Annotated in this window: 21 protein-coding genes; 6 read left to right on the top strand and 15 right to left on the bottom strand. The window is 62.5% G+C overall.

Annotation, left to right across the window (positions count from 1 at the left end; all coding sequences use genetic code 11):
* Window positions 1-19 precede the first annotated feature (19 nt).
* The 3 genes from tssF (at window position 20) to AC56K1_RS22315 (ending at window position 3,512) form a co-directional block, all read left to right on the top strand.
* Complete coding sequence (gene tssF, locus AC56K1_RS22325; RefSeq protein ID WP_497159974.1) at window positions 20-1,855, top strand: type VI secretion system baseplate subunit TssF; 1,836 nt, start codon at window positions 20-22, stop codon at window positions 1,853-1,855.
* A complete protein-coding gene (gene tssG / locus AC56K1_RS22320; RefSeq protein ID WP_497159973.1) occupies window positions 1,819-2,817 on the top strand; it encodes a type VI secretion system baseplate subunit TssG in 999 nt (332 codons plus the stop codon). The genes tssF and tssG overlap by 37 nt, the downstream gene beginning before the upstream one ends.
* An 89-nt stretch (window positions 2,818-2,906) precedes the next feature.
* Window positions 2,907-3,512 (top strand): type 1 glutamine amidotransferase domain-containing protein, encoded by a 606-nt coding sequence (locus AC56K1_RS22315; RefSeq protein ID WP_497159972.1) that lies wholly within the window; start codon window positions 2,907-2,909, stop codon window positions 3,510-3,512.
* Between the two features lie 116 nt (window positions 3,513-3,628).
* Here the strand turns inward: AC56K1_RS22315 and AC56K1_RS22310 are convergent, their stop codons facing one another.
* The 3 genes from AC56K1_RS22310 to AC56K1_RS22300 are packed head-to-tail and all read right to left on the bottom strand — an operon-like array spanning window position 3,629 to window position 5,153.
* The gene (locus AC56K1_RS22310) at window positions 3,629-3,895 is read right to left on the bottom strand and encodes a hypothetical protein (protein ID WP_497159971.1); all 267 of its coding nucleotides are present in this window, start codon (window positions 3,893-3,895) and stop codon (window positions 3,629-3,631) included.
* A gap of 35 nt (window positions 3,896-3,930) precedes the next feature.
* Window positions 3,931-4,620: a hypothetical protein gene (locus AC56K1_RS22305; protein WP_497159970.1), complete on the bottom strand. Its 690-nt coding sequence runs from the start codon at window positions 4,618-4,620 to the stop codon at window positions 3,931-3,933.
* On the bottom strand, window positions 4,617-5,153 hold the full coding sequence (locus AC56K1_RS22300; RefSeq protein ID WP_497159969.1) for a PAAR domain-containing protein: 537 nt from the start codon (window positions 5,151-5,153) through the stop codon (window positions 4,617-4,619). Before AC56K1_RS22300 ends, AC56K1_RS22305 begins: the two co-directional genes overlap by 4 nt.
* Before the next feature lie 102 nt (window positions 5,154-5,255).
* On the opposite strand from AC56K1_RS22300, the gene AC56K1_RS22295 reads away from it, so the two are divergent.
* From AC56K1_RS22295 to AC56K1_RS22285, 3 genes are all read left to right on the top strand, one after another.
* Window positions 5,256-5,414 carry a hypothetical protein gene (locus AC56K1_RS22295; RefSeq protein WP_497159968.1) on the top strand — a complete coding sequence of 53 codons (159 nt, stop codon included), beginning with the start codon at window positions 5,256-5,258 and terminating at the stop codon, window positions 5,412-5,414.
* A gap of 429 nt (window positions 5,415-5,843) precedes the next feature.
* Window positions 5,844-6,257: a hypothetical protein gene (locus AC56K1_RS22290; protein ID WP_497159967.1), complete on the top strand. Its 414-nt coding sequence runs from the start codon at window positions 5,844-5,846 to the stop codon at window positions 6,255-6,257.
* A gap of 586 nt (window positions 6,258-6,843) precedes the next feature.
* A complete protein-coding gene (locus tag AC56K1_RS22285) occupies window positions 6,844-7,215 on the top strand; it encodes a helix-turn-helix domain-containing protein (protein ID WP_497159966.1) in 372 nt (123 codons plus the stop codon).
* 627 nt (window positions 7,216-7,842) lie between these two features.
* On the opposite strand, the gene arsH is transcribed toward AC56K1_RS22285, so the two are convergent.
* From arsH to AC56K1_RS22225, 12 genes are all read right to left on the bottom strand, one after another.
* The gene (gene arsH, locus AC56K1_RS22280) at window positions 7,843-8,562 is read right to left on the bottom strand and encodes an arsenical resistance protein ArsH (protein WP_497129638.1); all 720 of its coding nucleotides are present in this window, start codon (window positions 8,560-8,562) and stop codon (window positions 7,843-7,845) included.
* On the bottom strand, window positions 8,555-9,292 hold the full coding sequence (locus AC56K1_RS22275; protein ID WP_497159965.1) for an aquaporin: 738 nt from the start codon (window positions 9,290-9,292) through the stop codon (window positions 8,555-8,557). The genes arsH and AC56K1_RS22275 overlap by 8 nt, the downstream gene beginning before the upstream one ends.
* A 22-nt stretch (window positions 9,293-9,314) precedes the next feature.
* A complete protein-coding gene (locus AC56K1_RS22270; RefSeq protein WP_497159964.1) occupies window positions 9,315-9,803 on the bottom strand; it encodes an arsenate reductase ArsC in 489 nt (162 codons plus the stop codon).
* 33 nt (window positions 9,804-9,836) lie between these two features.
* Window positions 9,837-10,181 (bottom strand): ArsR/SmtB family transcription factor, encoded by a 345-nt coding sequence (locus AC56K1_RS22265; RefSeq protein WP_497159963.1) that lies wholly within the window; start codon window positions 10,179-10,181, stop codon window positions 9,837-9,839.
* A gap of 92 nt (window positions 10,182-10,273) precedes the next feature.
* A complete protein-coding gene (locus AC56K1_RS22260; RefSeq protein WP_497159991.1) occupies window positions 10,274-10,783 on the bottom strand; it encodes an arsenate reductase ArsC in 510 nt (169 codons plus the stop codon).
* Between the two features lie 10 nt (window positions 10,784-10,793).
* On the bottom strand, window positions 10,794-11,318 hold the full coding sequence (locus AC56K1_RS22255) for an arsenate reductase ArsC (protein ID WP_497159962.1): 525 nt from the start codon (window positions 11,316-11,318) through the stop codon (window positions 10,794-10,796).
* Window positions 11,319-11,330: 12 nt separating this feature from the next.
* Window positions 11,331-11,471, bottom strand: coding sequence for a hypothetical protein (locus tag AC56K1_RS22250; protein ID WP_497159961.1), 141 nt, complete (start codon window positions 11,469-11,471; stop codon window positions 11,331-11,333).
* Between the two features lie 24 nt (window positions 11,472-11,495).
* A complete protein-coding gene (locus AC56K1_RS22245; protein ID WP_497159960.1) occupies window positions 11,496-12,800 on the bottom strand; it encodes a hypothetical protein in 1,305 nt (434 codons plus the stop codon).
* Window positions 12,793-14,058 carry a plasmid recombination protein gene (locus AC56K1_RS22240; RefSeq protein ID WP_497159959.1) on the bottom strand — a complete coding sequence of 422 codons (1,266 nt, stop codon included), beginning with the start codon at window positions 14,056-14,058 and terminating at the stop codon, window positions 12,793-12,795. Before AC56K1_RS22240 ends, AC56K1_RS22245 begins: the two co-directional genes overlap by 8 nt.
* Window positions 14,059-14,070: 12 nt before the next feature.
* Entirely contained in the window at window positions 14,071-14,430 is a 360-nt protein-coding gene (locus tag AC56K1_RS22235) for a helix-turn-helix transcriptional regulator (RefSeq protein ID WP_497159958.1), read from the bottom strand.
* Window positions 14,431-14,640: 210 nt separating this feature from the next.
* Entirely contained in the window at window positions 14,641-15,288 is a 648-nt protein-coding gene (locus tag AC56K1_RS22230) for a tyrosine-type recombinase/integrase (RefSeq protein WP_497159957.1), read from the bottom strand.
* Window positions 15,285-15,713, bottom strand: coding sequence for a tyrosine-type recombinase/integrase (locus AC56K1_RS22225; RefSeq protein WP_497159956.1), 429 nt, complete (start codon window positions 15,711-15,713; stop codon window positions 15,285-15,287). The genes AC56K1_RS22230 and AC56K1_RS22225 overlap by 4 nt, the downstream gene beginning before the upstream one ends.
* Window positions 15,714-15,918 lie beyond the last annotated feature (205 nt).

The raw sequence follows: 15,918 nt of genomic DNA, 5'->3' as shown, positions 1-15,918 counted from the left end.
GAGATGACAGGAGCGCACCATGGAAGAACTGCTGCCGTACTACGAGCGTGAACTGGTCTACCTGAATACGGTCGGGCGCGAGCTGGCAAGCCAGTACCCGCGCCTGGCGAACGAGCTCGGCATGGGCGCCGACGGCAGCGAAGACCCGCACATCCGCCGCCTGATCCAGGCCTGCGCCCTGCTCAATGCGCGTACCTCGAAAAAGCTCGACGACGACTATCCGGAATTCACCGAAGCCCTGCTCGGCAGCTTGTACCCGTACTTCCTGCAGGGCATACCTTCGTGCTCGATCGCGCGCGTGGGCATGGAACCGGGGCCGCATGCTTCGGCCAAGGGCGACGGCGTGCATGCCGTCCCGCGCGGCACCGAGATGAGCGCGCTGCACGGCAAGGGCACGGCCTGCCGCTTCCGTACGGCCAGTCCGGTCACCCTGGCGCCGGTGAGCATGGCGAGAGCCCGCTACGAGCCGGTGGTGCATGTGCCCGCCAACCTGCGCCTGCCGGCACGCGCGACCGGGCAGATCGCGCTCACCATCGAAAGCGCGGCGCCGGTGCGCCTGCTGCACCAGCAAGGCATGCCGCGCCTGCGCCTGTATCTCGACGCCGACCCGCTGCTGGCGGCCGCGCTGCTCGATACCCTGTTCATGCGCGTCGGCGCCAGCTACCTGGAGACTGGCGACGCCGGCGCATGGCGCCAGCTGGAACGCATGCCGCTGGCGCTGGGCGGCTTCGGCGACGACGATGCCCTGGTGCCGCTGCGCCAGAGCGAGCATGGCGCCTACCGGCTGCTGAGCGAATACTTCGCCTTCCCGGAAAAATTCCACTTCATCGATATCGACCTGGGCAAGCTGGCCCCGGTACTGCCTCCCGCCGCGCACCGCTTCACGCTGCACCTGATCGTGAACGGCCTGCACGGCGACACCGGCGCCGCGCGTTTGCTCGGCACCCTGGGCGCGCCGCACCTGGTGCCCGGCTGCGCCCCCGTGGTCAATCTGTTCCACCAGGCGGCGATGCCGGTGCGGATTACCCACCGCACGGCGATGTACGACGTCGTCCCGGGCCGCCACGAGGAAGACGTCGAGGTCTACAGCATCGACGCCGTCAACGTGCTGCGCACGATTGATGGCAGGGCACAGTCGCTCGAATACCGTCCGTACTATGGGTTGCGGCATGGCGAAGGCGGCGAGCTGCGCGAGCGCTACTGGTTCGCGCGGCGCGACGACCGCGGCCTGCAGCGCCATCGCATGAAGATCGGTTTCACCGACGCCGGCTTTTCGCTGACGGCGGACGAGCAGTGCGTCGCCTCGATCGACCTGACCTGCACCAATGGCCTGCACGCGACCACCACCGGCGTGGGCGCGCCCGGCGGTGACCTGATGAGCGAGACGGCTACCTGCGGCCTGCCGATCCACCTGCTGCGCAAACCGACGCCGCCGCACCGCTTTCCCTCATCGGGCGGCGCGCACTGGCGCCTGGTGGCCCAGCTGGCCCTCAACCACCGCTCGCTGGGCGACCTCGACGCCTTGCGCGAAGTGCTGACGCTGTATGACGTGTCGCGTTCGGCGGCGACCCAGCGCCAGATCGCCGGCATCACTGCTCTGCACACTCTGCCGTCGACCGCCTGGAGCCGCAACAAGATCGGCGCCACGCTGGTGCACGGCACTGAAGTACGGATGACGGTCGATGAGGAGGCCTTCGCCGGCGCCAGCCTGATCGTGTTTGCCGAAGTGGTGAACCGCTTCTTCGGTCTGTACGTGCACATCAACAGCTTCACCCGGCTGGTCGTGCGCTCAAGCCAGTCCGACAGGGAACTCCTGCGATGCGATCCCCGAAACGGCAGCCTGACCCTGGTGTGATCGAGCGGCTGCTCGAGGAACCCTGGCAGGTCGAGCTGTTCCAGGCGATCAAGCTGCTGGTACGCTGGCTGCGGCGCCATGGCGGGGGCGGCTCGCTGGAATCGCACATCCGTTTCGAGAATAGCCTGTCGCTGGCGTTTCCTTCCAGCGAAATCGAGCGGCTGACGCTCGATGCGCTGGAAGATGGCGCCACGCGGGTGCGCCTGCGCACTGCCGTCATGGGCCTGCTCGGCGTGAACGGCACGCTGCCGCTGCACTACACCGAGCGGATCGGCGAGTGGGAACACGCGACCCACGACGAAGGCCCACGCGCTTTCTACGACGCGTTCTCGAACCGGCAGGTGGCGCTGTTCTACCGCGCCTGGTGCAAGTACCGCGTGCGCGGCGGTCCGGACGAGCATGACCGCGACCGGTTCCTGGTCCAGCTCGCGGCGCTCGGCGGCGTCGCCGGCCACGGGCGGCTCGAGGCGGGGCTGTCCTTCGAAAGCCTGGCCTACTTTGCCGCCCAGCTGCGCAGCCGCGTGGTGTCGGCCGGCCTGATCGCGGGCGTACTGGGCGAATACCTGCAAGTTCCCGTGAAAGTGGAGCAGTTCACCGGCCGCTGGGACGTGCTCGGCCTGGGCGAGCGCAGCCGGCTGGGTGCGAACAACTGCGAGGTCGGCATCGGCGCCACCCTCGGCGACCGGCTGCCGCGGCCCGAGCTGGGCATCCGGATCCGGGTAGGACCGGTCCCAAACAGCGCGTTCCAGCGCTTCCTGCCGGGCGCGAGCGGCGCGTGCGGGATTGCCGCCTTGCTCGACCGCTTCGCCATCGACATTCCCTACCGCGAACTGCGGGTGGTCCTGCGCCGCGAGGACGTCACTGGGGCCAGCCTGGACGGATTGACACGCCTCGGCCTGGACGGCTTCCTGAGCACGGGCGCCAACCGGCACGACCGCGACGACGTCTGCTACCTGCTGTAGGCCACTTTTCCCAGGTCTTACGCGCGACGCTTGCGAAGCGGTCGCTCTACAATCTTTCCAACGATTGAATGAAACCGACAGGAGGATATATGGGCGAAGTAGCAGACCTGGTGAGCGAAAAAGACCTGAACGGACGGCGCGTTGCGGTCCTGATGACCGATGGCGTCGAGCAGGTCGAATACACCGGACCGCGCAGTTTTCTCGAGCAAAAGGGCGTGCAGGTCACCCTGATTTCGCCGAAGCAGGCCGGCGAGGAAGTCCAGGGCATGAACCACGACCAGCAGGGCGACCGCTTCAGGGTCGAACTGAGCCTGTCGCAGGCAAACGCGGCCGACTTCGACGCACTGCTGCTGCCGGGTGGCGAGGAGAATCCCAAGCGCTTGCGCCAGGTCCCGGAGGCGATCGCGTTCATCAAGGAATTCGGCGATGCGGACAAGCCGATTGCGGCGATCTGCCATGGCCCATGGCTGCTGATCGATGCCGGCATCGCCGAATCGAAGCACCTGACCAGCTATCCGGCCATCAAGGATGACATGGTCAATGCGGGGGCGGAGTGGACAGATGATGAAGTGGTGGTCGACGGCAAGCTGATCACGAGCCGCAAGCCGGCGGATATTCCGGCATTTAATGACGCGCTGATGAAGGAGCTGATGGTGGTGCAGCAGGCGGGGGCGGATCCGGGGCCGACGTCATAGGCTGCGGCTGTGTTAGCGGGCTGCGTGAATGGCGTTCCGGGAAATCGGGACGCCATTTTGTTTCGGCAGCTGCGTTCGTCAAAAATCATAGTCGAGATAGGGCGCGATGCGCGAAATCATGGGCTAAAACTCCCGGGAAATATAAATATGAATAGCAGGACGATAGCGTGCAAAGAAAAATAATAGCGGTGAATCCATTTCATCGAGAGGCCGGTTCTCGTGTTGTAAACAACTGCGCTGGCAACGAGATAAGCTGGTACAGATAAAGGCAGGCTTGCGATGTAGGCAAACACGGCGCCGAAATTTACTTTTCCGACCGCGAGCATGTCATGCGCGACAAAATAGAGCGTGCAGGTTTGAACCCCCAGGCTGATGCACAGCATTGACGCAATAATAACTATTGCGAGTAATTGCCTAATCATTTTAGCCCGAGTCGATAGATTTTCTGGGCTAAATCCCTCCGCCTGCGTGCGCCTTCTGCAGTGGCACTGGCATAGTAAAAATGTCCGTGGCCCTCGCCAGTGTTGATGGTTTTAATCATTTGATTTCCGACGGTCCACCACTTTGAGTAGAGCACTAACCTTGGTATCCCTGCATATATTGGATCGCCGAATTCTCCGAGATCTCTCGGGATAACGTTTCTGATATTCTTCTGGCGCCTGAGGTAATCAAGAAATATCTTGTCGATCGGACTGCCGATGAGAATCAGGTTGTCGACTATATGACCGTTGAATGCGTAAAAGTTCGCTGTCTGGGCCGCGACGAGGCTCCCGTAGGAATAGCCGATCATATTAAACTGTGACGCGGCATTATATTCCATGTCGTGGATGGTCCAATCCTCATCCACTGGACTGTCCCTATAACGAATGGTAAAGGTCGATCTTGCAGCATCGACGGGCATGCTGTACGTCCTGGTTCCGCGGAAAACATGCTGGATTCCAGCTTCAGTCAGCGCCGCTATTTGGTCGGCGATATACGGCCCATCAAGGCCAGCTCCGCCCCAATAGATGGTTCCCCGCGGTTTGTTGACCTTGATCTTTACCGGGGTAGTGTCGGTCGTGAGGGTCAAGGCAGCGCTGACGGCGCCGACGATGGGCGGCGGAATCATGCGATTGCCCCTGTGTACCCTTCAGGCATCACCTCGATGCTGACCGAGGCCGGATCGTCAGCGCTCACTTTCTCCGTTTTTCCATTGGCGTCGCTTTTGCCTTCGATCACTTTGCCTTTGAAGATCAACCGGTAATAGCGATGTGGAAGGGGAGCTCCAGTCTGTTCATCCAGCAGAAGGAAATGTTGGTCGTAGCCCTCGTTGGTCTTGCCGGCCCATTCACCTGAGTCATTTCGCACGAATCGGACGGGCGGCCCTTCCCCGAATGCCTGGCTGATGCCGTCGCGGCCGTTGAGCGTCGAGAGGAGAGGGCAACCTGCCGCTGTCTTCATGCCATGCAGCACGCGGCAGCGAGAGTTGGAGAGTATCGAGCCGGCGAATCCTTCAGATATCACGCAGTTTTTCTGGCAGGACATCTTCGCGCCCTGGAAGGTGAAGGGCAGCCCCTCATGCGTGAACGTCGGTTCGCCCTCGGCCACCGCGCCGCCGCAGGCTGCCTGGTCGCCCTTGCGGATCCATCCGACGATGTTCATGCGGCGCTCCTCTCGACTTGGGTGAGGTGCCTAATGTAGTGGAGGGATGGCCGGGCGCGTTTGACGGCTTCGGGAAATGTCGAGCGACACCGTGAGTGATCAATGAACCGTCGATTTTTGGCGCTTGGCGGGTTTGCCGATCTGGACGCTGGTGGCGCGAAGGCCGCTTGGGGTCTGCGTGAAGAGCCGGAGCTCGCCATGCGTGGGAAGGAGCTGAAACAGGTTGTGGAAAAGTCAGGGAAAACTGAGCGAAGGAAATAAAAAAGCCGCTGACGAGTCAGCGGCTTTTTGGAATAGCTTGGTGGAGGCGGAGTCTACCGAACGTGGCCAGAGAACCACCTATGGAAAACGGTAAAAGAGAAAGTGTAAATAGAGGACGATACCCCCAACAGTACCCCATCACCATCCACCGCGCTGGTCGACTAACCTATGTCTTCTTACAGTCATGCCTGTCGGTAACGGTGCAGCCCTATCTCTTCCGGCGGGTTAGACCTTGCCCGTCAGCTCGGCTAGGATTGTTGCTACTGCCCAGCCTTCTGCGGAACTGCTTCTCATGTATTTCGCACCAGATGGAGCCGAGGAACGTGGGCTGATGAGAGACGTTGAAGTACCGCGACTCAAGCCGTCAACGCCGCGCAAGCCGCGTGCGGCCAGTCTAGAGCCGAAGCCAACGAAAGAAAGGAGCATCAAATGCATGAGCATGAACTCAGAGAGGTCACGGACGTTTCCACAGGTCCTGACGGAAAGACGATCAATCTGACTCTCAAGACCAATAACGGGGCGGCGCTGCCGTTGACTTTTCAACATGCCATGTTCACTAAATACGTTAGTGACTTGATCGGGATCGGCGCTACTGCAAGCCGACAACGGACCGGCGGAAAGCGAATCCCAATTGGCACGTCTCCGCCAACCATATTCACCCCAACCCCTGCAACTCAGATTGCGCTCGCAGAGTCCACAGATCGAAGCCAAATGTTCTTCGTGGTTCGCCTGTTCGACATGGACCTGTCGTTTGGCGTGGAGAAGTCCACGTTAAAACAGCTCGCCGGGGCATTCGCTCAAGCAGTACAGGCACTCGACGCTGATGAGACGAAACCTCAATAGCAACATCTTCATGCGCCGCTTCGCGGCGTCCGCTTCTTCTCTGGCAGTATGCAGCGGAACCGCGCGGCGCGGCCTCCAGACCTGTTTTAAGGCTGTGGAGGCCTGCTAGTGAGCCATCTTGCCGCCCGCACGTCGGCGGCGATCGCCAGGGGCGCGCGCCGGATCGAGGTCAGCTTATGGTCGTTGCGGGATGAGACAGTCTGCCCTGGGCCGTTCTAATGCCAGTCGAGTTTCGCCAGGACTACCACTGGGCGATAGGGCACGTCTGACGTGCGAGCTGCTGTTGGGCGGACCCGGATTGGTTGTGCGGCCTGGTGCGGCGTAGGTCAAGTCCGCGGTCAGCATCACCTCGCTGGTGGTGCTGGTCAGGTGCAATTTGCCAAACTGGGCCTAGTGACTTCGATATGCGGGCCGGCAGCTTGGGCATGGTGATGGTGTCCTTGGCGTCGCCGCCAAACTTGTCGAGTTCTTTGCGCCGAGCCGCTCGCCGTTGCAGATTCTGTGTAGGTGCGCGCTAAACTGCGCTTGCTGGGCGGCGGTGAATCTCCGACACCCCGTCTCGGTTCACGTTGTAAAGGTACTGCCTATGAGCAGGCATGTTGCAAAAACGATAAAGAGCAGGATGCAGGCCATTGGCATGAGCCAAGCCTGGTTGGCGGAGAAGGTGGGGGTGTCGGTCGCCGCCGTGTCGAAGTGGACGACAGACGGCAAGATTGCACGCGACAACGTGCCGCGGGTCGCGGAAGCGCTAGGTCTTACTACCGACCAGATCTTCGGAGCAGGAACAGCTTCTGCTAGTACCGACGCTACCTTGACTGAACGGGTGAGCGCAGACGAAAAGGAAATGCTGGAACTGTACCGCCTATGCAGTCAGGAAGGTCGCCTAATCCTGAAAGGTGCCGCCCGCGAGGGGAGCAAGGCGACGGTGACCAGTAGCGCGCTCGCCCCCTCCTTTTAGCAGCCCAGGCCTGTTCAAGGTGTGCTGCGTCTGTCGTACCTCGGCGCCGACGGCTAGGAGCGTGCCGGCCTAAGGTTGTCTTGTAGGTGCTGCAGCAGGAGATCGCGTTGATTTCGGCCGTCGTTCGCCACGAACGTGAGCAGCTTGGCTAGCGGCGGCATGGGCTGGCCATCATGCCAATGCGCCAACGTGACTTGGTCAGCGCCCGGATGAGGTTGCCTTCGAGGCCGTAGCTGTCGTCATCGGCGAGGTGCCCTCCGCCGACGCCGAGCACGATGCAGATCGGCTGCGCGGCCGGGTTACGACCGACCCTGCTAAGTCTTGTTCGCAGCGCGCCACGCGCGCCGCACCTCTTTGGTGATCTCCAGCAAAGCCTGGGTCACCGAGCTGCTTTTGAACGCATTGCGCGATGAAACTGCCTTGCCAGCAGTGGTGCGTGGGCCAGTTGAGCGCTCCCATGGGCGCCACTCGCGGATCGCTGCGGCCTGCCGTGTCCGTCGTTCCTGGGACCACCCTCGAGAACCTGCGCTCATTAGTTTGTTCCTTAAAATCCGCTAGAAACCAGCGTGACTTCGTCATTTGCCCGTCAGGTCATTGGTCTGGAGGCACATGACACGTTGAAGGACCCTACAGCTTTTCGATCTGCCGGTCGATCGCCTTGCGCGCCCGCTCGTTGCGCTCGCTGTAGCGGTCGTTCAGGTACTCAGCGCGGCCACGCAGCAGCAGGGTGAACTTGAACAGTTCTTCCATCACGTCGACCACGCGGTCGTAGTAGGCCGAGGGATGCATCCGCCCGGCATCGTCGAACTCCTTGTAGGCCATCGGCACCGACGACTGGTTCGGGATCGTGAACATCCGCATCCAGCGGCCCAGCAGGCGCAGTGTGTTGACCACGTTGAAGGACTGCGAGCCGCCGCACACCTGCATCACCGCCAGCGTCCGGCCTTGGCTCGGCCGAACGGCACCCTGTTCCAGCGGGATCCAGTCGATCTGGTTCTTTATCACGGCCGTGATCGCGCCGTGGCGTTCAGGGCTGCACCACACCTGGCCCTCGGACCACAGGCACAGCTCGCGCAGCTCGACCACCTTCGGATGCGTCTCGGGCACGCTGCCGACCATGGGCAACTCCATCGGGTCGAAGATCTTCACCTCGGCGCCGAAGTGTTCGAGGATGCGCGCCGCCTCGTACGTCAGGAAGCGGCTGAACGAGCGCTCGCGCAAGGAGCCGTACAGCATCAGGATGCGCGGCGGATGGTTCATGTCGCCGACGGGTTCGAGCTTCTCGATCGTCGGCAAGTCCAGCAGCTCCGGCTTGATGTTCGGGAGGTTGTGCTGCGGCTCAGCCATGCTTGACCTCCTGCGGCTGTCCGGCGCCGGCGAAGTCGCTTTGCGCGACCGTGCCAGCTACCGTCGCCTCCCGATGCGCCGCCGGGTAGAGCCAGCAGAACAGCGGCGTCGCGGCGGCGGCGCCCAGCAGCTGCGCCACGATGAAGCCGAATGCATCAGCGGGGCGGATGCCGGCGAAGGTATCGGTGGCGCTGCGCGCCAGGGTTACCGCCGGGTTGGCGAACGAGGTCGACGCGGTGAACCAGTAGGCGGCCGTGATGTAGGCCGCGACCGCGAACGGCGTCATACTCGGCCGGCTGCGCGAGCAGCCGATGATGACGGCGATGAGGCCGAAGGTGGCGACGAATTCGCTCCACCACTGCGCGGTGCCGGTGCGCACGTGCTCGGACGCGACGAACACGGGGACGTCGAACATCAGGTGCGCGGCAGCCACGCCGGCAAAGGCGCCCGCCACCTGCACGGCGATGTAGGGAAGGATCTCGGACGCCGGCAGGTTCTTCTGCCACGCTTCCGACAGCGTGACGACCGGGTTGAAGTGCGCGCCCGAAATCGTCCCGAACATGAGGATCAAGGCCACCAGGCCGGCGCCGGTCGCTATCGCGTTGGCCAGCAGGGCGATGGCCACGTTTCCGCCGGCTAGGCGCTCGGCCATGATGCCCGAACCCACGACCACGGCCAGAAGTAGGGCAGTGCCGAGGCCTTCGGCGACGATTCGTCTGGCAAATGTCATTATGCAACTCCTTCGTTCGACGTCAGGCCGTGACCGGCAGCAGGGTCCCGATGCGGTCCAGTTCCGCCTTCAGGCGCGCCTTGTCGTTCTTCAGCTCGTCGAGGGGGAGTGCCAGGAAGGCTTCGATACGCGCACGGAGGATCGAGTAGGCCGTCTCGAAGGCGGCGTTGATTTCCTCCTCGGTGCCGACCACGTGACTCGGGTCTTCCACGCCCCAGTGCGTGCGCAGCACCGGGCCGAGGTAGGCTGGACAGGTTTCGCCGGCGGCGCTGGCGCAGACGGTGACCACGATGTCCGGCGTCACGGGCAGGTCGTCCCATGATTTGCTGTAGTAACCCTCGGTGGAAATCCCCTTGCTGGCAAGCAGGGCCAGCGCCTTGTCATTCAGTTTGCCTGTGGGTTGGCTGCCCGCGCTGATGCCATGCCAGCCGGCGGACGCCAAGTGGTTGAAGACGGCTTCGCTGATGAGCGAGCGGCAGGAGTTGCCAGTACAAAGAAACAAGACGTTCATGGTAGACCTTTAGTTCAAAAAAATGGAAAGAAATCAGGCAGCGACGCCTGAGGCCTCGTCGTCGCAGCTTGTCACATCGACGGGCAAGCAAGGATTGCCACCGCAGCAGTTCTCGCTCAGGAAGCCGAGCAAGCCGTTCATCGTGGCGAAGTTCGCCGAGTAGATGATGAAGCGACCGTCCTGACGCGGAACGACCAACTGGGCGTGGGCGAGTTCTTTGAGGTGAAACGAAAGGGATGAGGGCGGCACTTCGAGCGCGTCGGCGATTTTTGTCGCAGACATGCCCTCAGGCCCCGCCTGCACGAGCAGGCGGAAGGTGGCCAGACGTGACTCTTGGGCCAAGGCAGCCAGTGCTGCAAGTGCCGGTTTGGTATCCATAATGTCGCCTTTATGTTTGATGATTCCAGTATAGTGGAACTGACGTCCTCGTATCAAGGGCTGATTGAGCTGGCTGGAACGCGGCAGCTGACTCAGGGCGCGAGCGATGCGATCGTCCGTACTGCTTCGCGCCGAACAGCATCACCCTCCATCCAGTCGAAGGGCAGCGCTATGAACTGCTCGACTCGCTTGCGGATCTGTATGAACACCTTACTAAAAGCTTCCTTCTTTTCCTGATCACTACCAATCACTTGTGCCGGGTCCGTATAGCCCCAGTGCGCCGTCGTAGGGTAGCCCGGCCAGTGAGGACAGGTCTCGCCGGCCGCGCTGTTGCACACGGTAATGATGAAGTCCATCTGCGGCGCGCCAGGCGAGGAAAAGTCGAGCCAGCTCTTGCTGTGCATCCCGTTGACAGGGAATGCGGGATCGAATTGCCTGATCTGCTCAATCGCGTACGGGTTCACAATGCCAGTGGGCCGGCTCCCCGCTGAGTACCCCTTGAACCGCCCCCTGCCCAGGATGCTCAACAGCGCTTCTGACATGATGCTGCGCGAAGAGTTGCCCGTGCACAAAAACAGGACGTTGTACACCTTGCTTCTCATGTCGGACCGTTCAATGAGGTCCATCGACAAGGCGCAGGTTGGGCTGGGCCATTGCCTCTAGCTCCCCCTGAATCGCCAGGCGCGACAGTTTCTCGAAAGGCAGCATCGAGAAGATGTCCAGACGATTCTTGATTTCGCGGCAGACCTTTGCGAAGAGCTGCCGGTGAGCTTCCTCACTCCCTACAAACAAGGCGGGATCTTGGAAGCTCCAATGCGCAGTGATTGGGTGCCCGGGCCAGCGCGGACAGGTCTCTCCTGCTGCGTTGTCGCACACCGTGATCACGAAGTCCATGTGAGGCGCGCCAGCGGACGCATACTCGTCCCAACTCTTGCTGCGCAAGCCGTCCGCCGAGAAGCGCAGCCGCTCGATCTGCTCGATCGCTAAGGGATGCACCGATCCTGTCGGGTGGCTGCCGGCACTGTAGGCATGGAAGCGCCCAGTGCCGGTCGCGTTGAGCACGGCCTCGGCAATGATGCTGCGAGAAGAATTCCCTGTGCAAAGAAACAGTACGTTGAAGATCTTCAGGTCAGTCACAGCACTCTCCGTTTAGACAAGGTTTGATACGACACTTCTAAATATATCGAAATTTTTTGACAGTTTGATGACATGCTGGTTCAACTCCTGTGCCTGCTTGAGCTGCTTGACTGCCTCGGCCAGCGGCACGTCGGCTTCGACCACGCGGCGCATTGCCTTGGCCTCAGCCAGCGTTTCTTAGAACTGCTCGGCCAGCTGCTCGCGCAGCGCCGGGATTTCGGCGCGCAGCGCGCTCAGTTCGCCGGTGGCTTCGGTCTTGACGAGCAGCTTCTCGGCCTTCTCCGCGCGTTGCTTCCAGTAGGTGACGTTGCGGGCGCGCTCGTTGAACTCCTGCGACCGGACCGCCAGGGTGCGCTCGGCGTTCTCGGCCAGGGAGCGCTGGCGGCTGGCCTCGGCCAGCGCGGCCTTGATCTGGTCGTCAGCCTCGAATACCCGGCCCATTTCCTCGTTCTCGGCCAGCGTCTCGGCCAGGTTGGCCTTGAGTTCGGCCAGCTGCTCGCGCAGAGCGGCATTCTCCGCCACCAGTTCGTCGACCCTGGAGACGGCGACTTCCCGCTGCTCGGCGTCCAGGCGCGGCGTAGGAACCGTCGGCGCGCCATCGGTGGCGGGAGTGTCCTGTTCCCCCGAATGCGAGTGGATGGGCTTGGCGATCGGCTTGACCTTGACCTTCTGCTCGTAGGTAATGCCGTTGCGGGTCACCGTGCGGGTGGCCTTCGCGGCCAAGGCCGGACCATCTGCAAGACCTTGCAGATGATCGCGGCGCAAGTCGGCGACCAGCGTAGGCGACACGTCGCATTTCTTGGCGATCTCGCGGTCGCTCCACAGGATCCACTCCGGGTCCTCCAGCAGCATCTGCACGGCACGCCGCTTGTCGGCGTTGGTGCGCCGCAGGCCGTGGGAGGCGTTGGCGCCCACTGAATACAGCACGGCGTCACGCCGGGTCCCGGTGTGGATGTGGCCTGGGATCTGGAAGGAATCGGCGGCCTTGTGGGCGTGGTAGCGGTGGAAGCCGTCGGCCAGCCAGAAGTCGGCGCCGTCGAAGAACACCACCACCGGCGGCAGTACGGTCTCGGCCAGCGCGGCCGCGTACTCGGCGATCACGGTTTGGTTGGCCGATGCGCGCGACTGCGTACCACCATCAATACGCAGCGCGTCCAAGGGGATCAGGTCGACAGGGAGGGCGCTAGTGGTGTTCATAGCTTCGTTCCGCGTCACGACCGTGACGGAGCGTGCGAAGGGACCTGTGGGCATGTTGTGGTCGGCGCGGGCTACTGCGTCGTGCACGAATCCTTCCATGGACGTGCCTGCCCAGCCGGCTGCGGCCATTCCTGCCTGATGCGCAAAATTGGCGTTGGTGGCGTCCATTGCCGCCATGTATTCGGGATCGGCATACTTCGCGTCCGTCGCCATGAGGATTTCGGGAACTGCATCGGCCGGGGCCATCGCAGCGCCGAGCTGGGTGTCCGTTGTCGCTTCAGTCATGATTCTGCTCCTGGTGTTGGGCTTGGCGTGCAGCCAGCGACTGCAAGGCTTGGGTGACCAGTGCCTTGGCCCTGGCTTTCTGCGATGGCGCAGGCTGTGGGCGGCGCTCGAAGCCGCCGGTGACGTGGTTGAAGTTCGACACCGGCTGCTCGTCCTCGCGCTCGACTACAAGCTCGATGGATTGGACGTCGGCTGGCTCGGCAACGACACCGCCGTCCGCGCGGCTGACGCGGTCTGGCGTCTCGTCGTTGGCGATGCTGATCGGCAGGGCTGCTGGGCCGTATTCGGCGTGCATGTGGTTGCCGGCTGCTGCTGCTGCTGCGGCTGCTGCGCCAACGTCATAACACAGGCATGATGTCGAAGTGCCGCAGGTGTCGATTCCGCCGGCCGGGGAGGGCGTATCCCGCGCGTCCCCGACGTCGGCAATGTCCGTTGGCGAGCCGGCTGCAGTGCTGCCCTCGCCGTGCTTGCGAAATGGAACGCCCAAGGCACGGCCGAGCGCGTAGGGGTTGGGCGCGATGAGCTTCAGCAGCTCCTCGCGTACCAGGTCCTGGCTCTTTTGGGCAGGCAAGCCGGACAGCAGACGGTCGACCACCATGTTCGCGTAGTCTTCGCGCTCGACCTTGTTCAGCGTGATCTTGGCGACCGGCTCGGCGAGGTCGAACGGCTTGCCCACGCGCAGGTAGAAGTCGCGCTGGCGACGTTTGAACATGCCCTGGTAGCCCATCACCTTGCCGCCTTGCATGGACGAACCAATGAGCGGCAGCACGATGACATGCAAGTGCGGGTGCTGTTCGTCGAGGTGGACCACTGCGCTGAGGACTGGCGCCGGGCTGAACTCATCGCTCACCCACTCCAGGCATGCGGCGAAGTACGCGCGCAGATCGACCGTGGTGGTTGCATGGAGCGAGAAGACGAGTTCGATACCCATGATGCAGTCCGAGCGAAGCGGGAGCTGAACGCCGGCATCGACCATGAGCTGGTTTGCGCGCGCTGGCAGGTCGTCCGCCTCGGCAGGACCGACGAGGATGTAGTTGTTGCAGGACAGGTGGGGCCTGATGCGCCCGCCTGCCGCGTCCTTATCGACCGGAATAGCGCGCATGAGGTGGCGAGCAGCCACGAGAAGAACACGCTGGATATTGCCGAACGCCGCCGCAATGCTGCGGATGTTCAGGGCTTTGAAACCGATGCGGAACGTGCCGGCTTCCGGCTCGTAGTCTTCGACGAGCTGCGCGTCGTCGCGTACAGGAGTGTTCATGGCTACCCCTGCTCAGACGGTGGTCAAGCGGGCCAGTTCCAGCTCCTTGATCAGGGCCTGGATCTGGACATCGGAGCGGCCTGCCTGACGCGCCTTGGCGACCACAGCAGCGTCTTCCGGCGACAGGGCGGCCGTCTGGCGCGCGCTGACCAGCTTCTGCACCAGCACCCTGATCTCAGCGTCGGACTTGCCGGCAATACGCGCATTGATGATGGCCGCGACCTCATCCGCGGGCCAGGCGACTGCCTGCGGGCTGAGCATGACCGGGGGGACGAAGAGGCCGTCAGCAATACCGCTGTAGAGGGTGCTGCGGGATTCGCCGGTGTGGTCGGTTACTTGGGTACGGCGCAGCAGGGTTCTGAGAGGCGACATCGAGGCTCTAGGAGTTGTTCCAAAAGGAAACGGGAATAAGAAAAAAAACTTATTCGCCGCGCCTTCGCACTCCCAGGCACTACTCGATGTTCCTACGGATATGGGGCGGAAGATCCCGCCAGCTCACCGTACATCAGCTAATGACGTAATCCTATACTGTCCAGCCAACGAAGTTCAAGGACAATTTGCATTAGCCGTTTCAAGCGATGGTCAAGCCAGTGCCAGCGCCTCCTTGATGTTGTCCTCGTTGGCCGCGGAGCGGGGCGCGATGCCCTCGGCAGCGAGCAGTTGCTGCTCCCACCAGTTGAACAATGCGATGCGCTGATCGAAGCGCTCGCCGCGATCGTAGGCGAGGGCAACCTCGGAATCGTGATTGCGGTCACAGGCAAGGTGCACGACGTCGCGGTTGAAGCCGTTGTCGAGCGCCTGGGTGGCCAGGGAAGTGCGCCAGCCATGTGGGGAATGGCGATCGGCGAGCTTCAGCGTCACCCGGTAGGCTTTCTCGAGCGACTCCCGTGAGATCGGGCGGGATGGGTCGTTGTGCGACGGGAAAACGAAGCGGCTCTTGGGCGCGATTTTGTGCCAGTCGCGCAGTTCGGCCGCAATTTCCGGCACCAGCGGCACCCGGTGGGCAGGGAAACGCTCATCCGTCTTTTTCATCTGCTCCCGAGGGATCACCCAGACGGGCGTCGCGCTGTCGAGGTTGAACTCCGACCATTGTGCGTTGGCGATATTCTTGATGCGCATCGCGGTTAAGGCGACCAGACGGTGGGCCATGTAGACGGGCCGTGTCATGCCAGACGCACGAGCGCGCCTGAGGATGTCGCCGAGGTCGTGCCAGGCAATCAGGGCATTCATGCGGCCCGGCGTGTTCTTACGGGGCAGGACAGCAGCAGCCTCAGGTGCGGGATTCGCGCTGCATCAGCCTTGGCAATCGCGTACCGGAAGACATTAGTGATCTGCGTCAGCACGCGCTTGGCCGTTTCGGTGGCTTCGCGTTTGGCGATGTTCTCGAGCACAGTAGCGACCATGGCGGTGCTGACGCTGGCGATGGGCAGATTGCCGAGGAGCGGCAGCACGTCACGTTCAAACGTGCGTTCCGAGCGCGTGTGGTGTCCTTCGCTCCACTCCGCCTTCTTCTTGCCCAGCCACTCGGTGGCGGCAACGCGGAACGTGTCTGCGACAGCCTGTGCGCCTTCGATCCGGCGCAGGCGGCGTACGCTGACGGGGTCCTTGTGCTCGCGCAGCTGTGTCCGAACATACTCCAGTTCGGCGCGAGCCATCTACAGCGAGATCTCGGGGTAGGGGCCGGGCGAGTACGTTCCTTCCTTGGTTCCGAGCCTGTACTTGACGCGCCACGTGGCGGTGCCAGCGCACTGCTGTCCAAGATAAGTGGCAGATGAGTTGCCAGGGGCTACCGAAGATGAGTTGCTGAAGGGTATCGGGAGGGGGTTGCAGGTAAAGGTTTAGGGTTGTAAAAACCCCGAG

It is taken from the genome of Telluria sp. ZB4P37, assembly GCF_059685855.1.
Note: the sequence above shows the minus strand (reverse complement) of the source record. Positions and strands in the feature narration are given on the sequence as shown.